The following is a 14,219-nucleotide window of genomic DNA, read 5'->3' as shown; positions in this document are numbered from 1 at the left end:
CCGCAACGACTTGCCGAAGAGCTCCTCGGCCACCCATCAGGACGTGGCCGACTGGGTCGTACGCGATTCGGCCAGCAACCTGAGCTCGCTGTGCCCCCCCCCGAAGATGAGCCTGCCAGAACCTGCAGGCCCTTACCGTCGGCTTCACGTACTTGCAAGACATCAGCCGCTTCGGTTCGCTGCAGTTCTCGGACAACTACACCAACATGCTGAAGCATGAAGTGCAGGTGCAGCCGGGTGAGGACTTCCAGGACCTGCTGGGCAACCCGAAGTCGATTTGGAACTACGAAAGCTACGCAAAGGCAGTTCCGACACATCGACGGCCTGGTCGCCAGGCAAGGGGATCGCCACGCGGCAGGCCAACTACGGCAGCTTCCTCCGCCCCTCTGATAAACACCGCTCCTGGACGGATGATGAAACGCCTATTTGCGCAAAGTGGCCCATCTCACCACGTTCAGCTTCGCGTCATCAAGTTGTCGCCGGCAGATCACAATTGATATTAAACGATTGTATTTGTTGCACTTTCAGCCAACTCCGAAGTGCACCCAGGTACCATTTTGTGACATTTGTATGCATTTCTCGTTAAGGCCGTGTTAGGTTCCATGAACGACGCCCGTTATATGAACTTAGATGTAACGAACGGACGGAACAGCACGCTTCAATTCATTAGGGGACCCATAACGATGACGCACAACCGCCCACTTGGCCGTCACCCGCTCAGCAGCGCCCTGCTCGTCGGTCTGCTCGCCGTGGCCGCAGCACCTGCCTTCGCGCAGGAAGCCTCCTCCAACCCGATCGACCTCGATCGCGTCAGTGTGACCGGCTCGCGCATTGCGCGTACGGGCTTTGTGACCCCCTCGCCGGTCACGGCCATCACCGCCGAGGAGATTCGTGCCACCGGTGCGAACAACATCGGCGATCTGATGACGCGCCTGCCAGCGCTGACACCGACCTACACGCTGGGCAACTCGACCCGCTTCATCGGCACCGCCGGCGTGGGTCTGATGGACCTGCGTGGCATGGGCACCTCGCGCACTCTCGTGCTGGTCAATGGCCGCCGCCACGTCGGCGCGACCTCGGGCTCCTCGGCCGTGGACGTCAACACCATCCCGGTGGAATGGATCGAGCGCGTGGAAGTAATCACCGGTGGTGCATCGGCGGTGTACGGCGCCGACGCTGTGGCTGGTGTGGTCAACTTCATCATGAAGAAGTCCTTCGACGGGGCTGAAGTACGCGGTCAGACCGGCATGGCCAGCGAAGGCGGCTTCAACCGTTCCTTCATCAGTGCCTCGGCCGGCACCGACTTCGCCGGTGGCCGCGGCAACGCCGCTGTCGCCCTTGAATACAGCAAGCAGGACCGCTTCGTCCGCACCGACCGCGCCATCGGCAACGAGTTCCTGGTGTCGGTGCGCAACCCGAACTACGACAGCAGCAAGCCGTCCAGCGAAAGCAACCCGGAAACCGTGCTGGCAGGCCCGGGCGGCAACCACTCGATCTCCTTCGGCGGTACCTTCAACATTGGTACCTTCAACCCGAACAATCCGGCTACCTGGGGCAACCGCTATCAGTTCAACCCGGATGGCACCTTCCGCAAGCAGCGCTACGACGGCACCGTGGTCAGCGCAACCAGTTGCGTGAACTGTGATTTCGCCGACCTGAACTCGGTTGCCGACCTGCAGCCGAAGTTCGACCGCAAGAGTATCAACACGGTCGTCAACTTCGACCTGACCGACAACCATCGCCTGTACTTCGAAGGCAAGTACACCGAAACCGAGTCGGACTTCCTGGCACAGCCGTCGTTCGACCAGACCTTGCGCATCCAGCGCGATAACGCTTACGTGTCGCCGGAATTGCGTGCACTGATGACCAGCGCCGGCCTGAGCCAGCTAACCCTGAGCCGCTTCAACGTCGACGCCGGCCAGCGTGGTGAGCACGTGGAGCGCAACACCCAGCGCTTTGTGCTGGGCATGGAAGGCAACCTGACCGAGAACTGGACCTACGACGTTTACGGCAACTGGGGCCAGAGCGAAGTCAAGCGCTGGAACCTCAACAACCGTATCAACGAGCGTTGGCAGGCTGGCCTGGATACCGTGGTCAACCCGGCCACTGGCCAGATCGTCTGCCGCACCACGCTGAACCCGAACGCGACCAACCCCAACAACGGCAACCGCGTGTACTCGCAGTTCGCCCGCGAAGGCTGCGTGCCGTTCTCGGTGTTCGGCAACGGCGCGGTGACCCAAGCCGCACGTGACTGGATGAACGTCAATTCGTTCAACTACTCGCGCCTGCAGCAGTCGGTGTTCAGCGCGTCGCTGGCCAACGGCTCGCTCTTCAGCCTGCCGGCCGGTGATGTCGGCGTGGCCGGTGGTGTGGAATACCGCCGCGAAAAGAGCCGCGAAATCACCGATCCGCTGGCCGCGCAGGGCCTGACCTTCCTCAACGCCATTCCCAACCGCATGGGCAAGTACGACGTGCGCGAGGCCTTCGTTGAAACCACCGTGCCGCTGCTGGCCGACATCCCGGGCATCTACAACCTGACCCTGGACGCCGCAGGCCGCTGGTCGGACTACAGCAGCATCGGCAAGACCACCACCTGGAAGGTGGGCCTGGACTGGACCATCCTCCCGTCGCTGCGTGCCCGCGGCACCCTGTCGCAGGCGGTGCGCGCACCGAGCATCGGTGAGCTATACAACCCGCAGAGCGAAAACTTCGCTACGGTCAACGACCCCTGCAACTACCTGGCCACCAACCCGAACCGCCCGAACACCGCGGCGGACCCGGCACTGCGCCAGGCCAACTGCTCGGCGCTGGGCGTGCCGGTCGGCTGGGTCGACACCTACACTGCCACCCGCCCGGGCGTCAGCGGCGGCAATCCGGACCTGAAGCCGGAACGCGCACGCAGCTTCACCTATGGCCTAGTCTGGCAGCCAGATTTCCTGCAAGGCTTCGGCATGTCCATCGACTACTGGTGGATCAGTCTGAAGGACGCCATTGGTGCGGTGACCGCGCAGACCAATGCAACCCGTTGCGTGGATTCGCCGGGGGGGATCAACAACAGCTTCTGCGGCTTCATCGAACGCGCACCGGTGGGCGGCAAGACCGATGCTGGCGGCCGCACCTTCCCGGAATACTCGATCAGCCGCTGGGTTGCGCTGAACGAAAACCTCGCCCGCTCGCGTCGCGTCGGCGTCGATCTGGAAATGGACTACCGCTTCAAGCTGGCCGAGGGTGACACCGTCATCCGCCTGGTGGGCACCCGTCTGCTGCAGTCGCGCGAGTGGGCCTTCCAGGCCTTCCCGAACGAGTACGACGAGAACGTCACCTGGGTGACCGATCCGCGCTGGCGTGGCCAGTTGCAGACCAAGTACTCGCTGGGCCAGTGGCGCGCGTCGTGGGACATGACCTACGTCGGCCCGAACCTGCGTGTGCAGCCGAAGAGCTACCAGGCCAACCCGGGACAGACCAGCCCGATCCGCAACGGCTCGTACACGTACCACAACTTCCAGTTCGGCTACCGCTTCCCGGGTGACAAGATCGACGTCTACCTGGGCATCGACAATGCCTTCGACAAGGATCCGCCGGTGAACTACTTCGGCTCCGACGTCGGTTCGGCGATGTACGACAACATCGGCCGTTACATGTACATGGGCGCCACCTACAAGTTCTGATCCATCCAGAACCGCAACACCCGACAGACCCGGCTTTTGCCGGGTCTGCCTTTTCCGGGCCCGGCAAAAGCCCTTGCGCCCGACCATGACCTTCGACACCCTTGCAGGTCTGGTCGGCGGCGTATCGTTCGGCCCACGGCCGTACCTGCGGCCACTCCCTGACTCACTCGGCCCGGAGGCCATTCAAGTGACCCGTACTCCCAAGATCGTGCTGCTGACCCTGGCCGTTTCGGCCGCGCTGGTCGGCTGCGGCAAGACTGAAACCCCGGCCAAGGACGCCGCCGCCTCCGCCCCGGCCACCGCCGAAGCCACCACCTATAAGCTGGACGAGAGCAAGCTGCCGGCCTACAACGCCTTCCAGCCGAGCGACCTGGACACCACCAAGGACGCCTGCACCGCCTTTGGCGACTACGTCAACAGCAAGTGGCTGGCCGCCAATGAAATCCCGGGCGACCGCACCAGCTGGGGCGCGTTCACCATCCTCGACGAGCGCTCGGTGGCCGTGCAGCACCAGCTGGCCGAACAGGTCGCGCAGGTCAAGAACCCGAACCACATCGAGAAAATCGTCGGCGACCTGTGGGCGACCGGCATGGACGAAGCGAAGATCAACGCGCAGGGCATCGAGCCGCTGAAGGCCGACCTGGCGGCGATCGACGGCCTGCAGGACAAGGCGGCGATCGCCAACTACCTGCGCACCAGCGCCGCCAAGGGTGACAACGTCCTGTTCGGCTTCGGCGCCGAAGCGGACTTCAAGAACTCGACCATGAACATGGCCTACGCCAGCCAGGGCGGCCTGGGCCTGCCGGATACCACCTATTACACCGATGCCAAGAACGCCGACAAGCTGAAGGCCTACCAGGCACACGTCGCCAAGGTGCTGGAGCTGTCCGGCGTCGCCGCGGCCGACGCGGCCAAGCAGGCCGAGGACGTGGTCAAGTTCGAAACCCGCCTGGCCAAGGCCTCCAAGTCGCGCGTCGAGCTGTCGCGCAACGTCGAGCTGTACTACAACCCGGTCACCCTGGCCGACGCCGACAAGCTGACCCCGAACTTCAGCTGGACCGAGTTCTTCAAGTCGCAGGGCGTGGCCGCGCCGGAGAAGTTCTCGCTGGCCATGCCGGCTTTCCATGAGGAAGTGAGCAAGGCGCTGGGCGATACCGATCCGTCGGTGTGGCGCGCCTACCTGCGCTTCCACACCGTGGACAGTGCCTCGCCGTACCTGGCTGACGCCTTCGTGCAGGAGAACTACGAGTTCTACGGCAAGACCCTCAACGGCCAGAAGGAACAGAAGCCGCGCTGGAAGCGCGTGCTGGGCACCATCGAGAATGATGCCGGTGAAGCCTTCGGCCAGCTGTACGTGAAGGTTGCCTTCTCGCCGGAAGCCAAGGCGAAGATGGAAGAACTGGTGAAGAACCTGGCCGCCGCGCTGAAGGACCGCATCCAGGGCCTGAGCTGGATGAGCGAGGAAACCAAGGCCAAGGCCATCGCCAAGTGGGAGACCTTCACCCCGAAGATCGGTTACCCGGACAAGTGGCGCGACTGGTCGGGCCTGCAGACCCAGCGCGACAGCTTCCTCGGCAACGTGCGCGCGGCCAACGAGTTCAACTACAAGTTCAACCTGTCCAAGATCGGCAAGCCGGTGGACAAGACCGAGTGGGGCATGACCCCGCAGACCGTCAACGCCTACTACAACCCGCTGCAGAACGAGATCGTGTTCCCGGCCGCCATCCTGCAGCCGCCGTTCTTCGATCCGAAGGCCGACGACGCGCTGAACTACGGCGGCATCGGTGCGGTGATCGGCCATGAAATGACCCACGGTTACGACGACCAGGGTGCACGCTTCGGGCCGACCGGCAACATGGAAGACTGGTGGACCCCGGCCGACAAGAAGAACTTCGAAGGCCTCACCGGCAAGCTGGTCAAGCAGTTCGACCAGTACAAGGTCGACGGCCAGGCGGTGAACGGCCACCTGACCCTGGGCGAGAACATCGCCGACCTGGGTGGCCTGGCCACCGCCTACGACGCCCTGCAGAAGGCCTCCGCCGGCAAGGAAGATGCGAAGGTCGATGGCTTCACCCGCGACCAGCGCTTCTTCTTCAACTGGGCCACCGTGTGGCGCACCAAGTACACCCCGGAAAACGCCAAGGTCCGCCTGGCCACCGACCCGCACGCCCCGGCGCAGTTCCGCGCCATGGGTGCGCCGTCGAACCTGCCGACCTTCGCCGCCGCGTTCCAGTGCAAGGCCGGTTCGCCGATGGCCCGCACCGGCGAGCAGCAGGTGGTGATCTGGTAAGTCCTGGCTGACGCTGTTGCAGACCTGCAAAGGCCCGGGAATTCCCGGGCCTTTGTTTTCCGGGTGTCTTTCATCCACGCATGGCGTGGATCTACTGATCCCGGCGCTCCCCGGTAGCTGCCGACCTTGGTCGGCGAATGCACCGTGATGCGTGCATGCCGCGCCCATGCCCGGCTTGCTATAGTGCGCGCGCCCTCAATCCATCACGGATTCGTTCCACATGCCCAACTTCCGTCCGCTTGCCATCGCCCTGGGCATCAGCCTGGCGACTCTGCTCCCGACCCACGATGCGTTTGCCGCCGCCAAGAAGAAGGCCGCACGCGCCCCGGCCGTCAGCGCCCAGTGCAGCGACTTCTACAACACCACCAATGCAGGCTGGCTGAAGGCCAACCCGGTGCCGCAGACCGGCGCCACTACCGCACTGGGCCAGCTGGTCGACCGCAGCCGCCAGCAGCAGCGCGACCTGCTCGATGCCGCGATGAAGTCGCCGCAGGGCAACGTGCAGAAGCTGCTGGGTGACTTCTGGGCCAGCGGCCTTGACGAAGCCGCCGTCGAAGCGGACGGTTCCAATCCAATCGCCCCGCTGCTGACCCGCATCAACGCCATCAAGAAGGCCAAGGATGTGCCGGCCTCGATCGCCGCGCTGCACCAGGTGGGCATCCCGGTCGCCTTCAACTTCGGCCCTGACGTCGACCTGAAGGCACTGGACCGCCACATCGGTTACTTCATGCAGGGCGGCATGGGCCTGCCGGATCCGGCGTTCTATACCCGCACCGACGCCGATACCGTGGCGCTGATGGGCCGCTACCGCAACTACGTCAAGCAGATCCTGGCGCTGACCGGCACCCCGGCGGCCAAGCTGGATGCCGAATCGCAGGCGGTGATCGCGCTGGAGACCGAGCTGGCGCGCAACGCGCAGTCGCTGGCCGGCATCAACAACCCGTTCAACAACTACGCGCCGATCTCCACCAAGGAGCTCAACAGCCGCTACCGCAACCTGCAGCTGGACGCGTTCCTGAAGGCACAGGGCGTGGACGATGACCTGGTCTCGCTGGCCGACCCAGGCCTGTTCAAGCAGCTCGATGGCATGGTCACCAAGCTCAAGCCGGAGCAGTGGAAAGCTTACCTGCGCTGGCGCGTGGGCGACTCGATGGCGCCGTACCTGTCCAAGGCCTACCGCGACGCCGAGTTCGAATTCCGTGGCCGTGTGCTGCGTGGCCAGACCCTGCCGCCGCAGCGCTGGGAATCCGTGCTGGATGCAATCAATGTGGCCGCCGGCCCGATGGTCGGCCGCGAGTACGCCGCCCGCTACCTGTCGGCCGAAGATCGTCGCCAGGCCGCATGGATCGTCGACAAGGTGCGCGAAGTACAGATCGAGGCGGTAAAGAACAGCAGCTGGATGAGTGCCGAAGCCAAGACCGAAGCGCAGGCCAAGCTGGCTGCGCTGAAGATCGAGATCGGCACGCCGCTGCGCGACCTGGACTACAGCGTGCAGCCGATGGGTCGCGGCTCGTTCGGTGGCAATATGCTGATCGCGTCGACCTGGCGCCATCGCGAGGAAATGAAGCGCATCGGCAAGGGCAACGCCGACCGTCGCTGGGACGTGCTGCCGCAGCAGCCGTCGCTGGCCTATGACCTGGCGCAGAACCGCCTGATCGTCACCGCCGCGATCCTGCAGGGCCCGGTGTTCAACGCCAAGGCCGACGCCGCCGACAAGTTCGGCAGCTTCGGTGGACTGGTCGGCCACGAGCTGACCCGTGCGATCGATGCCAAGGGCGCGCTGGTCGATGCCAAGGGCGAACTGCGCAGCTGGTGGACCCCGGCCGACAAGACCGCCTGGACCCTGCTCGGCACCCGCGTGGCCGCGCAGTACAGCGCCTACGACTTCCCGGGCGTGAAGGGTGCCAAGGTCAACGGCACGCTGACCCAGGAAGAGAACCTGGCCGACATCGCCGGCCTGGAACTGGCATGGGCGGCGTATGCCGCGCAGGAGCCCAAGGCCAAGCAGGCACAGCAGCAGGGCTTCTTCCGCGCCTGGTCGGCACTGTGGGCACAGCAGCTGTCGCCGAACGAGGCCGCGCGCCGCCTGACCGCCGACATCCGCGCACCGGGCCTGTGGCGCAGCAATGGCACGCTGGCCAACCTGCCGGCGTTCGGTGCCACCTTCAGCTGCAAGGCCGGGCAGCCGATGCAGCGCAGCGAAGCCGACCAGATCAAGGTCTGGCGCTGAGCCCGCTGCCGCACTGGGAGTACAAAGGGCGCCTTCGGGCGCTCTTTTTTTTTGCGAGTGCAGCACGATCCCGGATTAACACCGGGCGTGCTATCGCTGCGGCTTCGTCCAACGTGGAGCCGGACATGGCACACAAGAACACGATCTGCCTCTGGTACGACAAAGGCGCGCTCGAGGCCGCCACCTTCTATGCCAACACCTTTCCCGACAGCGCGGTGAGCGCTGTCCACCACGCCCCGGGCGACTACCCGGACGGCAAGGAAGGCAACGTACTGACGGTCGAATTCACGGTCTGCGGCATCCCCTGCGTCGGCCTCAACGGCGGCACCGCGTTCAAGCACAGCGAAGCCTTCTCCTTCCAGATCCAGACCGAGGACCAGGCCGAGACTGACCGCTTGTGGGACGCCATCGTCAGCAACGGCGGACAGGAGAGCCAGTGCGGTTGGTGCAAGGACCGATGGGGCATTTCCTGGCAGATCAGCCCACGCATGTTGATCGAAGCGGTGACCAGCCAGGACAAGGCACTGGCCAAGCGCGCCTTCAATGCGATGATGCCGATGAAGAAGATCGACATCGCCACCATCGAAGCGGCAATCAAAAAAGGGGACGGAGGGGATTAAGTCGTTTCTTCCCCCCTGTGCGCAGATGCGAATTGCGACTTAATCCCCTCCGTCCCCTTTTTCCGAGGTGCTGATGTCCTGGGATGCGATCATCATCGGTGGCGGCCACAACGGCCTGGTCTGCGCGGCCTATCTCGCACGCGCTGGCAAGAAGGTGCTGGTGCTGGAACGTCGTGGCGTTCTCGGCGGTGCGGCGGTCACCGAGGAATTCCACCCCGGGTTCCGCAACTCGGTGGCGTCCTACACGGTGTCATTACTGCAGCTGAAGGTGATCGACGACCTGCAGCTGCATGCGCATGGGCTGCGCATCATCAATCGCCCGGCCAACAACTTCCTGCCATTGCCGGACGGCCGCTACCTGCTGTCCGCACCGGGCCGCACCCAGGCCGAGGTCGCGAAGTTCTCCGAGCGGGATGCACAGCGGCTGCCCGAATACGAAGCGCGCCTGGAGATCTTCGCCGACGTGCTGCGCGCCTGGGCCCTACGCGCGCCGCCGGACCTGGGTGCAGCAGGCGGTTGGCGTGCGCTGCCCGCCCTGTGGCAGATGGGCCGTCTCGGTCGTGAACTGGCCACGCTGGATGCCTCGCTGCGGCAGGAGCTGCTGGACCTTTTCACGCTGTCGGCGGCCGAGTACCTGGACCGCTGGTTCGAAAGCGAGCCGATCAAGGCGCTGTTCGGCTTCGATGGCATCGTCGGCAACTACGCAAGCCCGTATACACCGGGCAGTGCCTACGTGCTGCTGCACCACGTATTCGGCCAGTGCAATGGCATGAAAGGTGCGTGGGGCCATGCGATCGGTGGCATGGGCGCGATCAGCCAGGCCATCGCCACTGCCGCGCGGGAGGCCGGGGCTGAGCTGCGCGTGGATGCCGGTGTGCAACGCCTGCTGATCGAGCAGGGTCGTGTCGTGGGCGTGGCGCTGGCCAACGGCGAAATCCTGCGCGCACGCGCGATGATCGCCAACGTCAATCCAAAGCTGCTGTACGAGCAGATGCTGGCACCGGAGCAGGTACCGGACGCAACGCGCGAACGCATGGCGAACTGGCGCTGCGGTTCCGGCACGTTCCGGATGAATGTCGCGCTGTCGCAGCTGCCGGACTTCCGCGCTCTGCCCGGTCCCGGCGATCACCTCAGCGCCGGCATCATCATGGCCCCAAGCCTGGATTACATGGACCGTGCCTGGCTGGATGCGCGTCGCAATGGCTGGTCACGCGAACCGATCGTGGAAATGCTCATTCCCAGCACGCTGGACGATTCGCTGGCGCCGCCGGGGAAGCACGTCGCCAGCCTGTTCTGCCAGCACGTGGCGCCCGTGCTGCCCGGTGGGCGTCACTGGGATGATCATCGTGAAACGGTGGCCGATCTGATGATCGCCACCGTTGAACGGTATGCGCCGGGTTTCGCTGGCAGCGTACTGGGCCGCCAGGTGCTGTCACCGCTGGATCTGGAGCGCACCTTCGGCCTGATCGGCGGCGACATCTTCCACGGAGCGCTCAGTGCCAACCAGTTGTTCTCGGCACGGCCGATGGTTGGCCAGGCTGGCTATCGTGGTGCCCTGCCCGGCCTGTATCTGTGCGGGTCGGGAACACATCCCGGGGGCGGCGTGACCGGCGCGCCAGGTCACAATGCGGCGCAGGTGGTGTTGCAGGATCTGTGAGGGCGTGCCAACCAAGGTTGGCACCTGCAGCGTCAAATGATCCTTCGGATCATTTGACGCTGCGCAGATGGTTCGGGCGCTTCGGCGGGCCGGGCGGTCGGCGCTTGTTGAACGGCGGCTGCCCGCGCCAGTAGCGGATCAGCAACCACCCGAACAGCATGCCGCCCAGGTGCGCGAAGTGGGCCACGCCCGGCTGCCAGCCGGTCATGCCCAGCACCAGCTCACCCACGCCGAACAGGATCACGAACGTGCGCGCCTTCATCGGGATCGGTGGGAACAGCAGCATCACCCGCTGGTTCGGGAACAGCATGCCGTAGGCCAGCAGCAGGCCGAACACGCCGCCGGAGGCGCCCAGCACCGTGGCCGGATTCTCCAGCAGCGTTCCCACCAGCAGCTGGCAGACACCGGCACCGGCCACACACACCAGGTAGTACAGCAGGAAGCGCTTCTCGCCCCAGGTCTGCTCCAGTGGTGCGCCGAACATGAAGACCGCAAGCATGTTGAAAAACAGGTGGCCGAAGCTGCCATGCAGGAAGCCATAGGTCAGCAGCTGCCACGGCTGGAAGTTGCCGCCCGGCGAGAACGCATCGAAGCCCTGCTGCAGCGGTTGCAGCATGAACGGCTCGAAGGTCTGCATGCCAAGCAGGAACGGCTGCTGCAGCAGGAACAGGATCGCGTTGGCGATCAGCAGGGCCTTGGTGACGGTTGGCAGTCGCGGGAACATGGGAGCACCGGCATGGAACGACCTCCATCATAGCCGCAGCACCGCGCCTTGTTGGCGACCCGCAGGTCCGGCCTGTTCAGTCGCCAGCGGCGCTCAGCCCGGCCCCCATACGGCAGCATCCAGCGCTACCGCCGGATCGGTCGTGGGCATCCGCACCCGGCCGTTCTCAACCACCACGCCCTCGGCACGCAGCCGCTGCGACTGCTCGCGCCAGCCCGCCGACCCTTCTTCCATGGCGATGCGCCCATCCGAGCGCAGCACGCGGTGCCAGGGCAGGTCCGGGTCGTCGTTCTGGCCCAGGATGCGCGCGGTCAGGCGTGCACGCCCGGGCAGGCCCGCGCGCATCGCCACCTGGCCGTAGCCCATCACCTGCCCCGCCGGGATCGCGCGGATCACCGCCAGGATGCGCGCACGCGCCTGCTCCGGCGTCAGCGCCGCAGGCGGGTCACCAGCAGAACGCCGATCAGCACCAGTACGGTGCCGGCGATCTGCGCCGGCCCCATCGGTTCCTCGAGCAGCCATAGGCTCATCACGATGGTGGAAACAGGGCCCAGCATACCGACCTGTGCGGCCAGCGACGAACCCACGCGCTGCACCGCCAACATGATCGCCAGCACCGGCAGCACCGTACAGACAGTGGCATTGACCAGCGACAGCCACTGTACCGGCGCCGGTGCCTGCCACAGCAGTGGCAGCGGATGGGTCACCGCGAAATGCAGCAGCACCAGCACGCTGGCCACGCAGCTCGCATAAGCGGTCAGCCGCACTGCACCGATACGCGCGACCACCTGCCCGCTGCCGAACAGGTACAGCGCGTAGCTGAGCGCACTGCCCAGCACCAGCAGGCTGCCGACGATGATCTGGCCGCCCTCGCGCTGCAGGTCGTGCCCGAAGGCCAGCAGCACGCCGAGGTAACTCAGCACCAGCGCGCCGATCTGCCAGCGTCCCGGCCGCTGGCGCGCCAGCAGCACGTTGATCAGCAGCACCAGGGTCGGGTTCAAGTAAAGAATCAGCCGCTCCAGGGTCACGCTGATGTACTGCAGGCCCTGGAAATCGAGCAGGCTGGACAGGTAGTAGCCGGTGAAGCCCAGCCACAGCACGCGGGCGCGGTCGGCCCAGGACAGCGGCTCTGCCCGGCGCGCAGCCCACAGTGCCATCAGCACGAACAGCGGCAGCGCCATCAGCATGCGCAGGGCGAGCAGCGTGGTGGCATCGACGCCGTGGCGCAGGCCGAGCTTGACGATGATGGCCTTGCCGGAAGCAGCAATGGCGCCGATCGCAGCCAGGCCGATACCCCCCAGCGCGATGCGGGGGGAAGCCGTAGCAATGCGGGAAGCGGGCGTGGACATCAGGACGACGGCGGGCCGCGCAGAGCGGCCCGGTAAGGCGTGGGGGCGCCCATTGTCGCACGGGCGCCCCCGGTGCCCTGTAGAGCCGAGCCTGCGTTCGGCTTCGCCAAGCCTGGGCGAAAAGCAGCCGAGCGTGGGCTCGGCTCTACAACTGCGGGCTCAGCGCATCAGCACCACTTCCTCGGCCGAGGTCGGGTGGATCGCCACGGTATCGTCGAACTGGGCCTTGGTCGCGCCCATCTTCACCGCCACCGCGAAGCCCTGCAGGATCTCGTCGGCCGCTTCGCCCAGCAGGTGGATGCCCACCACGCGCTCCTCCGGGCCCGCGCACACCATCTTGAACAGGCTGCGCTGGGTGCCGTTGGCCAGCGCCTGCAGCATCGGGCGGAAACGGCTGTGGTAAACGCTCACCTGGTCAAAACGCGCGCGCGCTTCCTCTTCGCTCATGCCCACTGCACCCAGCGGCGGATGCGAGAACACCACGCTGGCCACGTTCTCGTAATCCATCTTCGATTGCGGACGTCCACCGAACAGGCGGTCCATCAGCCGCCGTGAAGCGGCCACCGCCACCGGGGTCAGGCCGACCTTGCCGGCGATGTCACCGACCGCGTGCACGCTCGGCACAGAGGTGGTCTGCCATTCGTCCACCTGCACCTGCTGGTGCTCGCCGATGCCGATGCCGAGCGCTTCCAGACCCAGGCCCAGGCTGTTGCCGCGGCGGCCGGTGGCAAAGAACACCGCATCGAACACGCTGTCGATCGGGCCGTCATGGCCGAACGCACGCACGCGCTCGCCATCGCGCTGCAGTTCGCGCAGGCGATAGTCGAAGTGGATCCGCACGCCCTGCTGCTTCAGGTTCTCGGCCAGTTGGTCGGTCAGCTCGTAGTCGAAGCGCTCCAGCAACCGCTTGCCCCGCACCAGCAGGCTCACCTTGCTGCCCAGTGCCTGCAGCAACCCGGCCAGTTCCACCGCGATGTAGCCACCACCAATGATCGCCACCTCGGCCGGTGCCGCACGCAGATCGAAGAAATCATCGGAAACCAGGCCCAGTTCCGCGCCGGGAATATCCGGACGCAGCGGATGCGCGCCGGTGGCGATCAGGATGTGCTCGGCGCTGTAATGCACGCCGTCACTGCAGGCCACGGTATGCGCATCGAGCAGACGGCCGCGCGCAGGGATGCGCACCACGCCGGTTTCATCCAGGCGCTTGTGGTAGCTGGTGTGGATGTTGGTGATGTAGGCCTGGCGATGGATCACCAGCTCCTTCCACGACAGCGCCGGGCGTGCCTCGACATCGAAGCCCATCGCATTGGCCAGGCCGATGCGCTCGTGAAGATCGGCCGCCAGCCACATCGCCTTCTTCGGCACGCAGCCAACATTGACACAGGTACCGCCCAGTTCGCCCGGTTCCAGCATCGCCACGCGCTTGCCATGCTGCGCTGCACGGATGGCACCGGCCAGGCCGGCGGAACCGCCGCCAAGGACGATCAGGTCGTAATCATAAGGTGCAGTGCTCATCGGAATCGCTCGGGTCGGTAAGGGGCAGGATCGATCGCTGGCGTGCGGCCGCAGACGAGATCGGCGATCAGCTGGCCGGTGCCGGCGCTCATGCTGATGCCGAGCATGCCATGCCCCGCTGCAAGCCAGACGTGAGGATGCGCGGGCGCGCGGCCGATCAGCT

At 65.5% G+C, this 14,219-nt stretch carries 10 protein-coding genes and 1 pseudogene; 6 read left to right on the top strand and 5 right to left on the bottom strand.

Features of this window, described 5'->3' with window-relative positions; translation table 11 throughout:
• Window positions 1-152 precede the first annotated feature (152 nt).
• The 6 genes from ACM0PY_RS05115 to ACM0PY_RS05090 all read left to right on the top strand — a co-directional run bounded on the left by ACM0PY_RS05115 (window position 153) and on the right by ACM0PY_RS05090 (window position 10,465).
• Window positions 153-497 (top strand): hypothetical protein, encoded by a 345-nt coding sequence (locus ACM0PY_RS05115; RefSeq protein ID WP_235646708.1) that lies wholly within the window; start codon window positions 153-155, stop codon window positions 495-497.
• Window positions 498-683: 186 nt separating this feature from the next.
• The gene (locus ACM0PY_RS05110; RefSeq protein ID WP_180884579.1) at window positions 684-3,668 is read left to right on the top strand and encodes a TonB-dependent receptor domain-containing protein; all 2,985 of its coding nucleotides are present in this window, start codon (window positions 684-686) and stop codon (window positions 3,666-3,668) included.
• Between the two features lie 187 nt (window positions 3,669-3,855).
• Entirely contained in the window at window positions 3,856-5,958 is a 2,103-nt protein-coding gene (locus tag ACM0PY_RS05105) for a M13 family metallopeptidase (protein WP_111201700.1), read from the top strand.
• Window positions 5,959-6,178: 220 nt separating this feature from the next.
• Window positions 6,179-8,188, top strand: a complete 2,010-nt coding sequence (locus ACM0PY_RS05100) for a M13 family metallopeptidase (protein WP_134971210.1) — start codon at window positions 6,179-6,181, stop codon at window positions 8,186-8,188.
• Between the two features lie 125 nt (window positions 8,189-8,313).
• Window positions 8,314-8,808 carry a VOC family protein gene (locus ACM0PY_RS05095; protein WP_180884577.1) on the top strand — a complete coding sequence of 165 codons (495 nt, stop codon included), beginning with the start codon at window positions 8,314-8,316 and terminating at the stop codon, window positions 8,806-8,808.
• 73 nt (window positions 8,809-8,881) lie between these two features.
• On the top strand, window positions 8,882-10,465 hold the full coding sequence (locus ACM0PY_RS05090) for a phytoene desaturase family protein (RefSeq protein ID WP_180884575.1): 1,584 nt from the start codon (window positions 8,882-8,884) through the stop codon (window positions 10,463-10,465).
• A gap of 49 nt (window positions 10,466-10,514) precedes the next feature.
• On the opposite strand, the gene ACM0PY_RS05085 is transcribed toward ACM0PY_RS05090, so the two are convergent.
• The 5 genes and pseudogenes from ACM0PY_RS05085 to ACM0PY_RS05065 form a co-directional block, all read right to left on the bottom strand.
• Complete coding sequence (locus tag ACM0PY_RS05085; protein ID WP_005410509.1) at window positions 10,515-11,189, bottom strand: rhomboid family intramembrane serine protease; 675 nt, start codon at window positions 11,187-11,189, stop codon at window positions 10,515-10,517.
• Window positions 11,190-11,282: 93 nt separating this feature from the next.
• On the bottom strand, window positions 11,283-11,711 hold the full coding sequence (locus ACM0PY_RS05080) for an MGMT family protein (protein WP_414609328.1): 429 nt from the start codon (window positions 11,709-11,711) through the stop codon (window positions 11,283-11,285).
• Entirely contained in the window at window positions 11,618-12,538 is a 921-nt protein-coding gene (locus ACM0PY_RS05075; RefSeq protein ID WP_134971216.1) for a DMT family transporter, read from the bottom strand. Before ACM0PY_RS05075 ends, ACM0PY_RS05080 begins: the two co-directional genes overlap by 94 nt.
• A gap of 159 nt (window positions 12,539-12,697) precedes the next feature.
• Window positions 12,698-14,056 (bottom strand): glutathione-disulfide reductase, encoded by a 1,359-nt coding sequence (gorA, locus tag ACM0PY_RS05070; protein ID WP_180884574.1) that lies wholly within the window; start codon window positions 14,054-14,056, stop codon window positions 12,698-12,700.
• Window positions 14,053-14,205: pseudogene (locus ACM0PY_RS05065) on the bottom strand (amino acid dehydrogenase); the annotation flags it as partial. The pseudogene ACM0PY_RS05065 and the gene gorA, both read right to left, overlap by 4 nt.
• Between the last annotated feature and the right edge of the window lie 14 nt (window positions 14,206-14,219).

It is taken from the genome of Stenotrophomonas sp. BR163, from assembly GCF_047520985.2.
Classification (GTDB): domain Bacteria; phylum Pseudomonadota; class Gammaproteobacteria; order Xanthomonadales; family Xanthomonadaceae; genus Stenotrophomonas; species Stenotrophomonas sepilia.
This window is presented reverse-complemented; position numbering and strand designations above follow the sequence as displayed.

Excerpts from the sequence above, each read along its gene's own strand:
- ACM0PY_RS05110 (WP_180884579.1), top strand. The coding sequence starts at position 684 with ATGACGCACAACCGCCCACTTGGCCGTCACCCGCTCAGCAGCGCCCTG.
- ACM0PY_RS05100 (WP_134971210.1), top strand. The coding sequence starts at position 6,179 with ATGCCCAACTTCCGTCCGCTTGCCATCGCCCTGGGCATCAGCCTGGCG.
- ACM0PY_RS05095 (WP_180884577.1), top strand. The coding sequence starts at position 8,314 with ATGGCACACAAGAACACGATCTGCCTCTGGTACGACAAAGGCGCGCTC.
- ACM0PY_RS05090 (WP_180884575.1), top strand. The coding sequence starts at position 8,882 with ATGTCCTGGGATGCGATCATCATCGGTGGCGGCCACAACGGCCTGGTC.
- ACM0PY_RS05085 (WP_005410509.1), bottom strand. The coding sequence starts at position 11,189 with ATGTTCCCGCGACTGCCAACCGTCACCAAGGCCCTGCTGATCGCCAAC.
- ACM0PY_RS05080 (WP_414609328.1), bottom strand. The coding sequence starts at position 11,711 with ATGGCTGCTCGAGGAACCGATGGGGCCGGCGCAGATCGCCGGCACCGT.
- ACM0PY_RS05075 (WP_134971216.1), bottom strand. The coding sequence starts at position 12,538 with ATGTCCACGCCCGCTTCCCGCATTGCTACGGCTTCCCCCCGCATCGCG.
- gorA (WP_180884574.1), bottom strand. The coding sequence starts at position 14,056 with ATGAGCACTGCACCTTATGATTACGACCTGATCGTCCTTGGCGGCGGT.